Source organism: Marivirga tractuosa, assembly GCF_042140215.1.
GTDB classification, from domain to species: Bacteria; Bacteroidota; Bacteroidia; order Cytophagales; family Cyclobacteriaceae; genus Marivirga; species Marivirga tractuosa_A.
Genome location: NZ_CP159478.1, coordinates 823,964 through 839,811, shown reverse-complemented (window position 1 = coordinate 839,811; position 15,848 = coordinate 823,964). Strand labels below are relative to the sequence as shown.

Below are 15,848 nucleotides of genomic sequence, written 5' to 3'. Positions count from 1 at the left end.
AATGAATGATAAAATGACCATAAACTTTTTAGGAGCCGCTGGTACGGTTACAGGCTCCAAATATTTACTTGAATCCGGAAATAAAAAACTGATGGTGGATTGCGGTGTGTTTCAGGGATTAAAAGAATTACGTTTACTCAATTGGGAACAGCCTGAGTATGATCCTAAATCTATCCATGCTGTCCTGCTTACTCACGGACATCTTGATCATACCGGTTACCTGGCTCGTTTGGTTAAGCTTGGGTTTAATGGAAAAATATATGGCAGTGCTCCAACACTTAAGATCGCAGAAATTATCTTAAAGGATAGCGCTAAAATACAGGAAGAAGAGGCAGCCAGGGCAAATAAAGAGGGTTATAGTAAGCACAGTCCGGCAGAGGCTTTCTATGACTTAAAAGACGTTGAAAATACCCTTCCGCTTTTCAACCCTGTTTCAGAAGGTAAATGGCATGTAATTGATGATGCCTTTAAAGTAAGGTGGCAATACAATGGCCATATCATCGGATCAACTTTTATTGAAGTAGAGACCAATGATAGCCGCTTGGTGTTTTCAGGTGATATAGGCAGAAAAAAAGATTTGCTTTTGTATACGCCAAAAAAACCTGAAAAAGCGGATGTCCTGCTTATTGAATCCACCTATGGAGGAAGGATTCATCCTGAAGAAGAAAGTATTGTCCCGGAACTGGAACGTATAGTCAACGAAACGGTAGAGCGTGGAGGAAGCCTGTTCATTCCCAGTTTTGCCGTAGAGCGCACTCAGCTCATGATGCTAATGCTTTGGAGGCTTTTGAAGGAGAAAAGGATTCCAAAAATACCCATGATCATGGATAGCCCTATGGGTGCTAATGTACTCCATCTATTTCATGCTTCCAGGGACTGGCACAAGCTTAAGCCGGAAGAATGTGATGAAATGTGTTCTCATTTTCAGGTAGTGAGCAACTATCGGGAAACCCTGGCACTGCGGGAAGATAATAAATCCAAGATCGTCATAGCAGGTAGCGGTATGATGACGGGCGGACGAATACTCAACTACATGGAAACAAGATCAGGCAATAGTAACGACACCTTACTTTTTGTAGGCTATCAGGCAGAAGGAACAAGAGGAAGAAAGCTACTTGAAGGTGCAAAAGAAATTAAAGTGTATGGCAAATGGCTGCCATTCAACATGCACATGGAACACATTGAAGGACTGAGTGCGCATGGTGATCAAAACGATTTGATTGATTGGCTCTCTGAAATTAAAAAACAACCCGAAAAGGTGTTTATTATTCATGGGGAAGCAGAGCAGGCAGAAGCTTTGTCAAAAGCCCTGGAAGATAATAAAGGATGGCAAACAGATATCCCTCAACTTAATCAAAAGGTAGAATTGTGATGGAAGCAAAGGATACCCGGCATAACGTATTAAAACTAGTAAGATTAGGCATAGATGCCCGAAACGAATATATGGTATTTATGCGTAAGGACTGCCCGGTTTGTATATCGGAAGGGTTTGAGGCTTTAAATCGTATAAAAGTTTCAAAAGAAGAAAAAACCATTGTAGCGTCTCTTATCGTTTGGGATGATGAGTCACAATTAAGTCATGACCAATTGGGTCTTTCTGATGCCGCTATTGAAGCCTTGGAAACTAAAGAAGGTGACTTACTTAGGCTGAGCCATTTAGATGCGCTTGATTCCATGAGTGATGTCCGTAAGAAAATTTATGGACACCGACTGAACCAGGCCGAGTTTGACAGGATCATTGGCGATATCGTCAATCGTAACTTATCTAATATTCAATTGTCGGCTTTTCTGGCTTCCAGCACAGGGAACTCATTAAATCAGGACGAAGTGATTGCCCTGACCCATTCCATGATTAACGTGGGTTTTAAACTGGACTGGGGCAAGGATAAAGTTTATGATAAACACTGCATCGGTGGCTTGCCTGGTAACAGAACTACTCCATTGGTAGTGTCTATTGTTGCCGCAGCTGGGTTGACCATCCCTAAAACTTCTTCCCGTGCCATTACTTCTCCTGCCGGTACTGCTGACACCATGGAGGTAGTCACCAACGTAAATCTCACCACCGGGCAAATGAAAAATGTCGTGGAACAGGAAGGCGGTTGCCTTGCCTGGGGCGGATCAGTACAGCTAAGTCCGGCAGATGATATACTCATCCGTGTAGAAAAAGCTTTGGATATTGATAGCGAAGGGCAGATGATCGCTTCCGTGCTTTCTAAAAAGGCGGCAGCAGGTTCTACCGATGTGGTGATTGATATTCCTGTTGGAGCTACGGCTAAGGTGCGGTCGCAGGAGGCTGCTGTGCATCTGTCAGAAAAGATGGTTGCGGTAGGCAAAGCCATCGGGCTGAATATTGATATTGTATTAACCGATGGGTCACAACCTGTGGGGAGGGGTATAGGGCCTGCCTTGGAAGCTAAGGATGTTTTATCCGTCTTGAGAAATGAAAACAATGCACCTGATGACCTGCGAGAAAGAGCAATAATATTGGCAGGCAGGTTACTTGAAATGGGAGGAAAAGCAGCCGAAGGGTCAGGTACTCTTGAAGCTTTGAGAGTTTTGAAAAGTGGAGCCGCCTACAAAAAATTCACTGCTATCTGCGAGGCACAAGGTTTTTTCAGGGAACCTGAGGTAGCGCCCCATAAGCATAGGATTAGATCCGCAGCAAGTGGAGTAGTTTCAGAAATTGATAATCGCAGACTGGCCAAAGTGGCTAAGCTGGCCGGTGCTCCAGGTGCGATGACAGCAGGCATTTTGCTGCTTACACCATTGGGTACTCATGTGGAAGAGAACGATACTCTGTTTGAAATCCATGCTGAGTCACAAGGAGAGCTTGAATACGCCCTTTCTTACCTGGATGCACAAAAACAAATTATTAAAATCAAAGCGACTTAAAATATGGAAATGATAGTTTTTGCCTTACCGGGCAACGAAGAACTTACAAAAAAAATAGCAGGACACCTTAAGGCTGAAAAGGGAGAGGCAACCATCCGGCAGTTTCCCGATGGGGAAAGCTATGTGCAGATTCACTCTGAGGTTAAAGATAAATGCGTGGTAATGGTATGCACATTACACGAGCCGGATGCCAAATTGCTGCCCCTGTACTTTTTAAGTAAGACGGCCAAAGAACTTGGTGCTGCCTGTACGTGCCTGGTAGCGCCTTATCTGGCCTACATGCGTCAGGATAAGCAGTTTAATCCGGGAGAAGGTATTACCTCTACGTATTTTGCTGAATTAATATCAGGCTTTGCAGAAACGTTGACCACCGTTGACCCACACCTTCACCGTAGAAGTTCGTTAAGTGAGATTTACACCGTACCTAATAAACTGATCCATGCGGCATCACACATTTCAAAATGGGTGAGCGATAATATTGAAAAGCCGGTATTCATCGGCCCGGATAGTGAAAGTGAGCAATGGGTTTCTCAGGTAGCAGAAGAAGCCGGAGCACCTTTTACGGTGTTAGAGAAGGTGAGGCACGGTGACAGGGATGTGGAAGTGTCCGTCCCCGATGTAGCAAAATACAAAGACCACACCCCGGTACTGGTGGATGATATAATTTCCACCGCCAGAACGATGATAGAGACAGTCGGCCATTTAAAAAAAGCCGGAATGCACCCACCGGTTTGTGTTGGGGTACATGCCGTATTTGCTGGCTCAGCCTATGCGGATCTAAAAAATGCAGGGGTACAACAGGTCGTAACGTGCAACACCATCCCGCATGAAAGTAATCAGATTGACCTTTCAGATGTTCTGGCAAAAGAGATTAGCCAACTGATGAAGCATCATGCGTAGTGCGCTACTCACCATCATAGCATGTCTGCAAATTGTTCCTGCAATTTTGTATGGTCAGGAGAAAGAAATGTTCATTGAGCAAATAGCGCAAAAAAGAATAGTACGTGAAAACTTTGATCAAAATGGAGATCTGCAGAGCAAGCAGATATTTTTAACGGGAGAGTTAGAGCAGGAGGGCAAAACTTATCGGATAAAGGTAATAATAGAGCTTTATGACGAAAGCGGCCGACTTACGGAAAAGTACACGACCACATATCAGTGCAATCCCAATGAGTTTGATGTGCTGTTGAATGTATTTCCGTTTGCCGATCCTCGTGATGCAAAGATAACAGTGGATGTCACTTCGAAAGATTTTAAACAGTTGTATGATTTGCAACGTAGTCCTGAATTGAGGGATATCCATTTGAAGATGAGCATAGAGTCAGGAATATTAAGTTTTTTCGGTTCTAAGAGCCTAATTACAATAAAAGATAGAGATAAGAGGACAGAAAATGGTAATTTGGTTATCAGGAGTAAAGCAGTGATAGAAGCGTACATGATGGGATTGAAAATTAAAACCATCAACTATTCAGTTGAAGAATATCTGACTGAAAATTTTGTATTGCAACGTCAGAAATTCATACAGGACGATGGAACTTATTTTACGATGGAATATGACGATAGCTATTAGTGTCTAAATAGTTGAACGAAAAGTATGGAAAATTACAAAAAGAATAGCTTAAGTCTAACTGGAGCTGTGGCTCTAGGTACTGGAGTGATGATAGGTGCAGGTATTTTTGCCTTACTTGGTCAGGTGGCGGATCTTTCAGGAGATTTGTTTCCCCTGGCTTTTTTGGTAGGTGCCATTATCTCTGGCTTTAGTGCTTATACCTACATAAAATTATCCAATACTTATCCATCAGCCGGGGGCATTGCCATGTACCTGAAAAAAGCGTATGGGCCAGGTACTATCACTGCCGCAGGATCTCTTTTAATGGCTTTTTCAATGGTGATTGGTGAAAGCTTAGTGGCACGCACATTTGGATCCTATACCTTACAGCTTTTTGATGTACAAGAAAATAGTATTTGGATACCTATTTTGGGGGTTTTATTATTAGTAGTTGCTTTTTTAGTAAATATTTCTGGCAATAAGGTGATTGGACGGTCTTCCCTGATGATGGCAGTTATCAAAATAGGAGGCTTAGCCATCTTCGCTATTGGAGGCCTGTGGGCAGCAGGTTTTTCATTTAGTGAAGCCCTACCTTCCTCCATTTCTGGTGATTATACGTTAACAAGTTACATAGGAGCTTTGGCGTTCACCATTCTGGCTTTTAAGGGCTTTACTACTATCACAAACAGTGGTGGTGAAATCGTGAACCCTAATAAAAACGTGGGGCGTGCCATTATGATTTCACTCTTTATTTGCACTCTGGTGTATTTACTTGTGGCTTTGGCAGTTTCAGCTAATTTGTCAATCCCAGAGATTATTGCTGCAAAAGATTTTTCACTAGCAGAAGCTTCTAAACCTGCATTTGGAAAGTATGGTTTGTGGTTTACCGTAGGTATCGCCATAGTAGCTACTATTTCAGGGGTGATTGCCAGTATATTTGCCGTTTCAAGGATGACCGCTATGCTTACGGAAATAAATCTAATCCCACATAAACATTTTGGAATGCCCGGTGGGTTGCAAAAGCACCTGTTAGTTTATACTGTAATAATTGCCATTTTGCTCACGGCATTTTTCGACCTGTCTCGTATTGCTTCCCTTGGAGCTATTTTTTACTTAACCATGGATATAATACTCCAGTGGGGCGTTTTAAAAAATCTTAGAAAAGAAGTAAATGTCAACGTAGCAATTGTCATGATCGCCATTCTACTTGATCTGATTGTTTTGAGTGCATTTCTCTGGATAAAGGCCTCCAGTGATCCTTTGGTAATAGTGGTTTCCATCGTACTAATGTTTTTAGTATTTGTTGGAGAAAGGTGGTTTTTACAATGGGAAACAAATGAGAAGGACTAAAAATTTAAAAATCATGACCAAAGCAAATAGCAATACATCTTACGACACACTGAGCGAAGCTACTAACGCCTTGAGAAAAGAAGGTTATACAGAAGACTTCAATCTAAAGCCTGAATGTTTGGAATGCCTCACTTCCAAACTACAATTACATCCGGAAGATTTTGAAGTGGATGCTTTTTATCGGTTCGAAGGCATGAGTAACCCTGATGACAATAGCATTGTGTTTGCCATAAGCGGTAAGAATGGTATGAAGGGTGTATTGGTTGATGCTTATGGGTTATACAGTAGTAGCCTAAATGAAGCAATGGTTCAAAGACTTAAAATGACCGATAGATGATTGAGCTAGATCACATATCCACCCTTCCACCTGAGCATGCTGATAAAGCGGAAACTAAAAAAACACTGAAAAAACTTCAAAAAGAGCTTTTTCAGTTGCAGAATAAATTCTACGCTGATGGCAGGTACAGCATGCTTATCGTCTTACAAGGTCTTGATACTTCAGGTAAAGACGGTACAATCCGTCATGCCTTTAGCGGTATGAACCCGCAAGGAGTGCAGGTTAAATCTTTTAAGAAACCTACCGCAGATGAAGTCAAGCATGATTTCTTATGGCGTGTATATCCCCACTTTCCAGAAAAAGGAATGATCAAGGTCTTTAATCGCTCATACTATGAAGACATTTTGGTGCCTACCGTCAATAAAAGCCTGTCAGTTGAAGTATTGGAGCACCGTATCAATTTGATCAACGAACTGGAACATCACCTGCTGGCCAATAATACATTGATATTAAAATTTTACCTGCATATATCTGCTGATGAGCAGATAGAGCGTATTGAAGAACGTAAAACGAAACCACACAAACGCTGGAAGTACGCGAAGGAAGATGAACTGATACCCAAACAATGGGATGATTTTAGGAAAGTATACCATACAGTACTTAATGCCTGTGATCACTTGCCCTGGCATATCATCCCTGCAGACAAGCGCTGGTTTCGTAATTATACAGCTGCCAAAATTTTAGCCGAACAGCTTGAAAAACTTAATTTAGAGTACCCCGACAAATAAAATATAGACGTTATGGAAAATCATAAAGAGCATAATCACAAACACCATAAGCACGAAGAAAGTAAAAAGCATGAAAATCATTCCGGACATGAAGGTCATGACCATGTTGGTCATTCTGACCACAATCCCGGACATGGTGATATGGGACACGATCATCACAAAATGATGATAGAAGATTTCAAAAAGCGGTTTTGGATATCCCTGGTACTTACCATTCCAATACTTACTTTTTCTCCGATGATCCAGAGATTTTTAGGTTACGATTGGCTGTTGCCGGGCAATTCTTATATTCTGTTCGGACTCTCTACCATAGTTTATTTTTACGGAGGCTGGCCTTTTCTAAAAGGATTGAAGGATGAGTTGAAAGAAGGTGCCCCGGGCATGATGACTTTAATATCCATGGCCATTAGTGTTGCGTATTTTTATAGTTCTGCAACAGTTTTCGGCCTTGAAGGGGAGGATTTTTTCTGGGAGCTCGCCACTTTAATTGATATCATGCTTGTCGGCCACTGGCTGGAGATGAAATCCGTGCTTGGCGCTTCAAAAGCCTTGCAACTACTCGTGAGTATGATGCCTTCAGAAGCACATAGAGTGAAAGGTGATAGTATTGAAGAGGTAAAATTAGAAGACCTGCAAAAAGATGATATAATCCTGATCAAACCGGGAGAAAAAGTGCCTGCCGATGGAATTATTGTAGAAGGCGAAAGCTACCTGAACGAGTCCATGCTGACGGGCGAATCCAAACCTGTTAAAAAAGGATTGGAAAACAAAGTGATTGGTGGCTCACTCAATGGAAACGGTTCACTGAAAGTAAAAGTAGAACATACAGGCAAAGACAGCTACCTCAATAAAGTGATCACACTGGTTCAGGAAGCACAAAAGTCCAAGTCCAAAATGCAGAACCTTTCAGATCGTGCTGCTAAGTGGCTTACCTATATTGCCTTGGCAATAGGATTCGGAACATTGGCCACTTGGTTGTTCTTAGGATTTCCTTTTGTATATGCCTTGGAGAGGATGGTTACCGTAATGGTTATTGCCTGTCCTCATGCGCTCGGTTTGGCCATCCCATTGGTGGTTGCCATATCCACAGCAGTTTCTGCACAAAATGGTTTGCTGATCAGGAACAGAACAGCTTTTGAAGAATCCCGAAAGATTTCCACTTTACTCTTTGATAAAACAGGGACATTGACCAAAGGTGATTTTGGAGTCACACGAGTTGAATCAGTTGATAAGCAATACTCTTCGGATGAAGTCTTACGACTGGCGAGTGCGTTAGAACAAAGTTCCGAACATCCTATTGCGGTCGGTATTGTGAAAAAGGTAAAAGAAGGTAAAACGGCCATTCCTCAACCAGAAAATTTCAATGCCATCACTGGCAAAGGTGTGGAAGCAAAAGTGGAAGGAAAAAACATAAAAGTGGTTAGTCCAGGATACTTACGAGATGAAAAAATAACTATTCCTGAAGATGCTTACAGTGATGCCGCAGAAACGGTAGTATTCGTTTTAATCGATGGATCATTGGCAGGCTATATTGCACTGGCAGACGAAATAAGGGCAGAATCTGCTGAAGCCATCGAAGTATTTAAGAAGAACAACATTAAAGTGTTAATGGCAACAGGCGATAATGAAAAGACAGCCAAAGCAGTAAGTGATAAATTAGGATTGGATGGCTACTATTCTGAAGTGCTTCCTCATCAGAAAGTGGAAATCGTAAAAGAACTCCAAGGCAAAGGTGAGTTTGTGGCCATGACTGGTGACGGGGTTAATGATGCCCCAGCCTTGGCACAAGCCAACGTAGGTATTGCAGTAGGGTCAGGGACAGATGTAGCAGCCGAAACGGCAGATATTATTCTGGTCAATAGCAACCCACAGGATATTGCCAATCTGATTTTATTTGGCAAAGCCACTTACAGTAAGATGATACAAAACCTGATATGGGCTACTGGCTACAATGTAATTGCGATTCCACTCGCGGCAGGGGTCCTTTATTCCTCTGGTTTTGTATTAGGACCTGCGGTTGGGGCAGTATTTATGAGTTTGAGTACCATTATAGTGGCTATCAATGCGCAGCTGTTGAAGAAGAAAATAGGTAATAGATAATGGGTAATCGTGAAATGCTTGGCGGGATAATTATAGTCCTATTAAGTATTTTTGTAGTAATGAGTGGGTATGGCGTACTGCTGCCCGTTTTGCCCTACTATACGGAACGACTTGCTCTAAAGTCCGGAGTGGTATCTGACGAAAATATCAACTATCACATAGGCATCCTTACCAGTATTTACCCATTTTTTCAACTGCTATTTGCTGTAGTTTGGGGTAAGCTATCCGACCGTTTCGGTCGGAAAGTGCTCATCGTTATGGGTCTGGCTGGCTTTGCCTTGATGCAGATTATGACGGGGCTGGCAAATTCTTTGACCATCCTATATGTAGCAAGAATCCTTGGAGGAATATTCTCATCTGCTGTTATACCCGCGAGTAATGCTTACCTAAGTGACCTTACAAATAGTAAACAACGAAGAAAAATACTAGCCTGGTCAGGAGTGGCTGTCAGCGCGGGTGTCATTGCCGGGCCAATGATTGGTGGGTACCTGGCACAAACCAACCTTCATTTCAATACAGCAATAGGCCACTTCCTCTTGAACAGGTTCAGTGTACCTTTTTTGGCCATCGCTTTGTTAGGAATAGTCGCTTTGGTAGTCGTTATGCTGTGGCTCAAAAAACCAAAGAAACAGCACACAAATAAGCAGCAAGGGAAACTCAAAACAACAGGGATGTTGGCTAATACTGTCTTCTTAAAGCTCTTGTTACTATCATTAGTAATACAATTAGCTGTTACGCTATTTGAAACTGTTTTTTCCGTGTACGCCAAAGATATACTCATCTTTGATGCCACACAGGTAGGTCTTGGGTTTATGCTTTGTGGCTTGATAATGGCCATTTTGCAACCTTTATTTGCCAGTTTTGATGAAAATATACTACCCATGAAATTGCAACTGATTATCGGTTTTTTATTGGCTGCCTTATCGATGGGGTTGTTCACATTGATTAAAGCTGACTACTATGTATTCTCAATGATCATAATTTTTGCAACAGGCGGTGCAATGGTAACACCAAACCTCATAGCCTCGATCTCGTTCATTGATGAAAATAATACAGGGACTTATTTATCCACCCAAACCTCTACCAATAGCATCGGTCAGGTGCTGGGGCCATTGTTGGGTATGTGGATTTATTCTTTTGGTAACTCATGGCCATTTTTGATTATCGGGATAACCCTGCTGTTGGTGACTATTTTGATTATGCCGGGACTAAAACTCAATAAATCTTAGCTTACCATTAAATACAACAGAGATGAAAGAAATAACGGAATACTTAGGAGATCAGGCAGAATATCTGCTGCAACATACTTGTAAAACCATTGACAAAACAAGGCTTACCATACCCGGACCGGATTATCTGGATCAGGTTTTTCTGAATACAAACAGAAATCCGCAGGTGCTTAATTCACTATCAAGATTGTATAATAGTGGTAACCTGGCAGGCACGGGCTACTTGTCAATTCTTCCGGTAGATCAGGGCATTGAACATTCCGCTGGGAGTGCTTTTGGCCCCAATCCGGACTACTTTGATCCTGAGAATATTGTACAGCTTGGTTTGGAAGCAGGTTGTAACGGGGTAGCCTCTACCTTTGGTGTATTAGGGCTTACCGCCCGAAAGTATGCGCATAAAATTCCTTATATCGTAAAAATCAACCATAATGAGCTGCTAACCTATCCCAACAAGCATGACCAGATCTTATTTGGAACAGTAAAGGATGCCTGGAACATGGGAGCTTGCGCCATTGGGGCTACCGTATACTTTGGGTCGGCAGAGTCAAACCGGCAGATCCGTGAAATTTCAGAAGCCTTTGCTTATGCCCATGAATTAGGGATGGCCACTATCTTGTGGTGTTATACCCGAAATGAAGCCTTCAAAACCAAGGACAAGGATTACCATACAGCCGCTGACCTCACAGGCCAGGCCAACCATCTGGGAGTGACCATTCAGGCAGATATTATCAAACAAAAGCTGCCTGAAACAAATGGTGGTTTCAAGGCTTTGGATTTTGGTAAGACTTCTAAAGAAATGTATGAGAAGTATACTTCTGATCATCCAATTGATCTGTGCCGCTACCAGGTAGCCAACTGCTACATGGGCAAGATAGGCCTGATCAACTCGGGAGGGGCATCATCCGGTGATTCGGACTATGCTGAAGCCGTAAAAACAGCTGTAATTAATAAACGAGCCGGGGGAATGGGCCTTATCTCGGGTAGAAAAGCATTCCAAAGACCCAGAAAGGAAGGTATTGAACTGCTTAATTTGATCCAGCAGGTTTACCTTGATAAAGAAATTACTATTGCTTAACTATTTATAACTAAACCAGTAACTATGATGAAAAAATTATTTACCACCACTATTTTGGCTTTATCAGGATTAATGTTTTCCTGCAATGATTCAGTCAAACCCCAAAATACAGCCAACGAAGTGCTGGACTTATTTGTCAGTTCAGTAAATGATAAAAATTTAGAGCCGTTGAATGCAGTTTTCTCTCCAAAAGCAAAAATATACGAACAGGGATCGGTTGATGATTCCTGGGAGCACTATAGAGACGGTCATTTGGGAAAAGAAATTGAAGAAATGGCAAACATGACCTTCGATATCGAAATAGCTGAATCCTTGGTTAACAAAGAAATGGCGCTATTGCGAGGCAATTATTTGATTAAGGGCGAAATGCAAGGCCAACAGATCAATTCTGCCGGATTGGTGACCCTTTCCATGCAAGTAGAAGGTGATATGTGGAAGATCGTTCACTTACAGTTTTCCAGAGGCTGTAAGAAGGTCGCAACTGATCATGCTGCACATGGTGCTGTAAATGATGATAAGCCTAAACCCAAGAGTCCAAAGACGGCAGCTATGGGAAATGCAGGAAATACACATATACATATTGATTATTCTTCCCCAAGTGTGCGAGGGAGAACAATCTGGGGAGGTCTGGTAGAATACGATAAAGTGTGGGCCACGGGCGCGCACAGAGCAACAGCCATCAACTTTTCTGAAGATGTAGAGATCAATAGTACCAAAGTTCCTGCCGGTAAATATGGTTTTTTCACTATTCCGGGTGAAAAGGAATGGACGTTGATCATCAATAAAAACTGGGATCAGCACATGAGTGATGATTACGATCAGAAACAAGATGTGGTAAGAATAAAGGTAGAACCAGAAGTTTTGGCTGACACTCAGGAAGCCCTAACATATTCAGTTACTAAAATCAACGATACTAAGGCTAGTGTGGCTATTGCCTGGGAAAAACTAAAGGTTTCTTTTGAAGTGAAAGCATTGTAAAATTTAAATATCAGGATCAGCCTTATGTGCAGGTTGATCCTGAATTTTTTTATGAATGAACCCCATAGTCCTACACGCAAAAGCCTGATATTTTGGATATCCCTGATAGCCTTTGTGCTAAATTTTATCTGGGAAAACCTTCATGCAGGCCTATATGAAGAATATAACTACTTTATGAAAAGCATCTATTTTCTAGGATGCACCATCGGGGATGTGGTACTTACATTTATCATATATGGCCTTGTGGCTGTGGTATTAAAACATAGGTATTGGATTCGGAGTTTCAATTTCAGATCATTTGTTATAGTACTTCTAATGGCTGGTTTGTTTGCTTTCGTAGCGGAATGGGTAGCTATTGAACTTAATTTCTGGAGTTACAATGAAAAGATGCTTATTGTACCAGTTTTGGAGGTAGGGCTTTCTCCTTTTTTGGCGATTGTGGTAAATCCAATACTGAGTTTTATTATCACACACAAAATTATTTCTACCAGAGATACCCGATAAACAAAATTGAGATTGGCTGCATTTAAATGTAGTCTCATAATTTCATACATCAAACACCGGATTTTATAAATCATATCGCTTAAAATAGTGTTTATTTAATCAAGTGCCATTACAATATTGAGATGATAGAGAGCAGAAAATTACACGTGAAAAATATGGTTTGCCCGCGCTGTATAACAGCGGTTAAGCAACTCATGGACGAATTGGAGATACCCTTTCAAAATGTGGAATTGGGTGAGATTGAACTCAAAGAAGGATTAGATGATGAAGAAAAAAGCAGGTTAAATGAAGCGCTGGAGACAGTAGGTTTTTCGCTTATAGATAATCGCAAAAGCAGACTGATAGAGCAGATGAAAAATTTGATTATTCAAAAGATCCATCATTCTCAGGATGTTTTAGATATAAAGTGGGCGGAATACATGGCTGATCAACTCAACTATGACTATAAATATCTCGGCATGCTTTTTTCATCCGTAGAAAGCATTACCCTTGAGCAATATATCATCCGCCAGAAAATTGAGCGCATCAAAGAATTGCTGATCTATGATGAACTTACACTGAGCCAAATAGCCTTTCAGTTAGGATACAGCAGTTCGGCACATTTAAGTAGTCAATTTAAAAAAGTCACTGGTATGACACCTTCTCAGTTTAAAAGTACTATTGATAGAAAAAGAAACACATTGGATAACATATAAACATATAATTATTCAATATTGAAATCCCGTGTGCTCGGCATACTGACAATTTTGTAAAACCTTCAGCAAATCCTATAGTACTTATTCCTTCTGCACTTCCGAATTTTGTATTGTTCATCTCAGAACATATAGATTAAAAATGATATATGGAAGCCATAGATATTATTGAACCAAAAAGAAGACCATCTCAAAAGATGGACAAGACACTAAAAAAATCCTTTCCTGTAACGGGGATGACTTGCGCCTCATGTGCCTCCAGCGTGGAGTCCATCCTTACCCATACTGAAGGTGTGGCCAAGGCAAGTGTCAATTTCGCTAATAGTTCGGTATTAGTAGAATATAACGATTCACTCACCTCAGAGGATTTGCGTAAGGCGCTACAGTCAGTTGGTTATGATTTGATTGTTGACGCTGAAAACCCATCAGAAGCGCAGCAGGAGCTTCAGGAAAAGCATTATCAGGAAGTAAAAAGACGAACCATTTGGTCTGCTATCTTAACGCTACCGGTATTCATTCTGGGCATGTTCTACATGGACTGGGTGCCGGGCAGATGGATTTCTCTGGCATTTACCATTCCGGTTTTATTCTGGTTTGGCAGAAGTTTTTTCATTAATGCCTATAAACAAGCCAGGCACGGGAAGGCCAACATGGATACGTTGGTGGCCCTGAGTACGGGGATTGCATTCATTTTCAGCTTGTTCAATACCTTATTTCCTGAGTTTTGGCACAATAGGGGCATACATCCACATGTGTATTATGAAGCGGCTACCGTAATCATCACTTTCATCTCACTGGGAAAAGTATTGGAGGAAAAAGCGAAATCCAATACCTCTTCTGCCATCAAAAAACTAATGGGTTTACAGCCGAAAACATTGAGAGTGATTGTGGATGGAGAGGAAGTGGAAATGCCCATTGCCTCGGTTGAGGTGGGTTATACCATTTTGGTTCGTCCGGGGGAGAAGATACCTGTAGATGGTGAAGTGGCCGAGGGAAATTCTTTTGTGGATGAAAGCATGATTACAGGAGAACCCATACCGGTGGAGAAAAGCAAAGGTGAAAAAGTGTTTGCAGGGACGGTCAACCAGAAAGGTAGCTTTCGCTTTACGGCTGAGAAAGTAGCCGGGGAGACCTTACTTGCCCAAATAATCAAAATGGTGCAAGAAGCCCAGGGGAGTAAAGCCCCGGTTCAAAAGCTGGTGGATAAGATAGCCGGAATATTCGTGCCGATAGTAATGGTTATTTCCATCGTGACTTTTATTACCTGGATGTTGGTAGGTGGAGATGATGCCTTCACGCATGCATTGCTTACCTCGGTAGCTGTATTGGTGATCGCCTGCCCCTGTGCTTTGGGGCTAGCTACCCCAACGGCTATTATGGTTGGTGTCGGAAAGGGCGCTGAAAACAATATTCTGATCAAAGACGCTGAAAGCCTGGAATTAGGATATCAGGTAAATGCTGTTGTTTTAGACAAAACGGGCACCATCACCGAAGGGAAGCCGGTCGTTACGGATATCTTTTGGGAAGATGAGGGGCAATCCGAAAAGCTCAAGCCCATGGTACTGGCCATGGAGTCGCAATCGGAACATCCTTTGGCAGAAGCGGTGGTTCAAAAGCTAAAAGAGGAAGGCATTAAATCTGCAACCATTTCACAGTTTAACAGCATTACGGGGCGGGGGGTTGAAGCAAAGTATAAAAATGGCACGAGCTTCTATATCGGTAACCAAAGATTGCTTGCCGAACATAATATCAGTGTGAGTAATCAACTTGACAAAAAAGCCAAAACACTTCGGGAGGAAGCTAAAACAGTCATCTTTTTTGCCAATCAAGATCAGGCTTTAGCTGTGCTGGCAATTGCCGATAAGATTAAGGAAACATCTAAAAAAGCTATTGAAACCCTTCAGGAAAGAAACATTAACGTGTACATGCTCACCGGTGATAATCAGCAAACAGCCCATGCAGTTGCCGAACAGGTAGGCCTTAAGGAGTTTAAAGCAGAAGTATTGCCTTCCGACAAAGCAGATTTTGTAAAAGGGCTACAAGTCAAAGGAAAAATTGTGGCGATGGTTGGAGATGGCATCAACGACTCACACGCTCTGGCACAAGCCGATGTGAGTATTGCGATGGGCAAAGGTTCTGACATAGCAATGGATGTGGCGAAGATGACGTTGATAACTTCAGACCTTCAGTCCATACCCAAAGCACTTAAGCTATCTAAGAAAACCGTATTGGGTATTCGTCAGAACCTCTTTTGGGCATTCATTTACAACATTATCGGTATCCCGATAGCAGCCGGGCTTTTATACCCGGTAAACGGCTTTTTACTTGATCCGATGATTGCGGGCATGGCGATGGCCTTCAGTTCGGTATCGGTAGTAGCCAATAGTCTGCGGTTGAAAGCAGCAAAAATTTAA

The 15,848-nt window shown here is 41.9% G+C and carries 14 protein-coding genes; all 14 read left to right on the top strand.

Features of this window, described 5'->3' with window-relative positions; genetic code table 11:
* The first annotated feature begins 1 nt into the window (after nucleotide 1).
* A complete protein-coding gene (locus tag ABWH96_RS03740; protein WP_375580175.1) occupies nucleotides 2-1,372 on the top strand; it encodes an MBL fold metallo-hydrolase RNA specificity domain-containing protein in 1,371 nt (456 codons plus the stop codon).
* Nucleotides 1,372-2,892, top strand: a complete 1,521-nt coding sequence (locus tag ABWH96_RS03735; protein WP_375580174.1) for a thymidine phosphorylase family protein — start codon at nucleotides 1,372-1,374, stop codon at nucleotides 2,890-2,892. The genes ABWH96_RS03740 and ABWH96_RS03735 overlap by 1 nt, the downstream gene beginning before the upstream one ends.
* Nucleotides 2,893-2,895: 3 nt before the next feature.
* On the top strand, nucleotides 2,896-3,792 hold the full coding sequence (locus tag ABWH96_RS03730; RefSeq protein WP_375580173.1) for a ribose-phosphate pyrophosphokinase: 897 nt from the start codon (nucleotides 2,896-2,898) through the stop codon (nucleotides 3,790-3,792).
* Complete coding sequence (locus tag ABWH96_RS03725; RefSeq protein WP_085516271.1) at nucleotides 3,785-4,462, top strand: hypothetical protein; 678 nt, start codon at nucleotides 3,785-3,787, stop codon at nucleotides 4,460-4,462. Before ABWH96_RS03730 ends, ABWH96_RS03725 begins: the two co-directional genes overlap by 8 nt.
* A 24-nt stretch (nucleotides 4,463-4,486) precedes the next feature.
* Complete coding sequence (locus ABWH96_RS03720) at nucleotides 4,487-5,791, top strand: APC family permease (RefSeq protein WP_013454195.1); 1,305 nt, start codon at nucleotides 4,487-4,489, stop codon at nucleotides 5,789-5,791.
* Between the two features lie 13 nt (nucleotides 5,792-5,804).
* The gene (locus ABWH96_RS03715) at nucleotides 5,805-6,128 is read left to right on the top strand and encodes a hypothetical protein (RefSeq protein ID WP_041650602.1); all 324 of its coding nucleotides are present in this window, start codon (nucleotides 5,805-5,807) and stop codon (nucleotides 6,126-6,128) included.
* On the top strand, nucleotides 6,125-6,856 hold the full coding sequence (locus tag ABWH96_RS03710; RefSeq protein WP_013454193.1) for a PPK2 family polyphosphate kinase: 732 nt from the start codon (nucleotides 6,125-6,127) through the stop codon (nucleotides 6,854-6,856). Before ABWH96_RS03715 ends, ABWH96_RS03710 begins: the two co-directional genes overlap by 4 nt.
* A 12-nt stretch (nucleotides 6,857-6,868) precedes the next feature.
* On the top strand, nucleotides 6,869-8,956 hold the full coding sequence (locus ABWH96_RS03705) for a copper-translocating P-type ATPase (RefSeq protein ID WP_085516270.1): 2,088 nt from the start codon (nucleotides 6,869-6,871) through the stop codon (nucleotides 8,954-8,956).
* Nucleotides 8,956-10,185 (top strand): MFS transporter, encoded by a 1,230-nt coding sequence (locus ABWH96_RS03700; protein ID WP_085516269.1) that lies wholly within the window; start codon nucleotides 8,956-8,958, stop codon nucleotides 10,183-10,185. Before ABWH96_RS03705 ends, ABWH96_RS03700 begins: the two co-directional genes overlap by 1 nt.
* Before the next feature lie 22 nt (nucleotides 10,186-10,207).
* Nucleotides 10,208-11,260 carry a class I fructose-bisphosphate aldolase gene (locus ABWH96_RS03695; RefSeq protein ID WP_085516268.1) on the top strand — a complete coding sequence of 351 codons (1,053 nt, stop codon included), beginning with the start codon at nucleotides 10,208-10,210 and terminating at the stop codon, nucleotides 11,258-11,260.
* 24 nt (nucleotides 11,261-11,284) lie between these two features.
* Entirely contained in the window at nucleotides 11,285-12,238 is a 954-nt protein-coding gene (locus tag ABWH96_RS03690) for a DUF2911 domain-containing protein (RefSeq protein ID WP_375580172.1), read from the top strand.
* Nucleotides 12,239-12,412: 174 nt separating this feature from the next.
* Nucleotides 12,413-12,742 (top strand): hypothetical protein, encoded by a 330-nt coding sequence (locus ABWH96_RS03685; protein WP_340152648.1) that lies wholly within the window; start codon nucleotides 12,413-12,415, stop codon nucleotides 12,740-12,742.
* A 122-nt stretch (nucleotides 12,743-12,864) separates the two neighbouring features.
* Nucleotides 12,865-13,437, top strand: coding sequence for a helix-turn-helix domain-containing protein (locus ABWH96_RS03680; protein WP_375580171.1), 573 nt, complete (start codon nucleotides 12,865-12,867; stop codon nucleotides 13,435-13,437).
* 146 nt (nucleotides 13,438-13,583) lie between these two features.
* Nucleotides 13,584-15,848, top strand: a complete 2,265-nt coding sequence (locus ABWH96_RS03675) for a heavy metal translocating P-type ATPase (RefSeq protein WP_375580170.1) — start codon at nucleotides 13,584-13,586, stop codon at nucleotides 15,846-15,848.

What these genes read in the sequence shown, in the direction of transcription:
- ABWH96_RS03740 (WP_375580175.1), top strand. Translation starts at nt 2, where the DNA reads ATGAATGATAAAATGACCATAAACTTTTTAGGAGCCGCTGGTACGGTT.
- ABWH96_RS03735 (WP_375580174.1), top strand. Translation starts at nt 1,372, where the DNA reads ATGGAAGCAAAGGATACCCGGCATAACGTATTAAAACTAGTAAGATTA.
- ABWH96_RS03730 (WP_375580173.1), top strand. Translation starts at nt 2,896, where the DNA reads ATGGAAATGATAGTTTTTGCCTTACCGGGCAACGAAGAACTTACAAAA.
- ABWH96_RS03725 (WP_085516271.1), top strand. Translation starts at nt 3,785, where the DNA reads ATGCGTAGTGCGCTACTCACCATCATAGCATGTCTGCAAATTGTTCCT.
- ABWH96_RS03720 (WP_013454195.1), top strand. Translation starts at nt 4,487, where the DNA reads ATGGAAAATTACAAAAAGAATAGCTTAAGTCTAACTGGAGCTGTGGCT.
- ABWH96_RS03715 (WP_041650602.1), top strand. Translation starts at nt 5,805, where the DNA reads ATGACCAAAGCAAATAGCAATACATCTTACGACACACTGAGCGAAGCT.
- ABWH96_RS03710 (WP_013454193.1), top strand. Translation starts at nt 6,125, where the DNA reads ATGATTGAGCTAGATCACATATCCACCCTTCCACCTGAGCATGCTGAT.
- ABWH96_RS03705 (WP_085516270.1), top strand. Translation starts at nt 6,869, where the DNA reads ATGGAAAATCATAAAGAGCATAATCACAAACACCATAAGCACGAAGAA.
- ABWH96_RS03700 (WP_085516269.1), top strand. Translation starts at nt 8,956, where the DNA reads ATGGGTAATCGTGAAATGCTTGGCGGGATAATTATAGTCCTATTAAGT.
- ABWH96_RS03695 (WP_085516268.1), top strand. Translation starts at nt 10,208, where the DNA reads ATGAAAGAAATAACGGAATACTTAGGAGATCAGGCAGAATATCTGCTG.
- ABWH96_RS03690 (WP_375580172.1), top strand. Translation starts at nt 11,285, where the DNA reads ATGATGAAAAAATTATTTACCACCACTATTTTGGCTTTATCAGGATTA.
- ABWH96_RS03685 (WP_340152648.1), top strand. Translation starts at nt 12,413, where the DNA reads ATGAAAAGCATCTATTTTCTAGGATGCACCATCGGGGATGTGGTACTT.
- ABWH96_RS03680 (WP_375580171.1), top strand. Translation starts at nt 12,865, where the DNA reads ATGATAGAGAGCAGAAAATTACACGTGAAAAATATGGTTTGCCCGCGC.
- ABWH96_RS03675 (WP_375580170.1), top strand. Translation starts at nt 13,584, where the DNA reads ATGGAAGCCATAGATATTATTGAACCAAAAAGAAGACCATCTCAAAAG.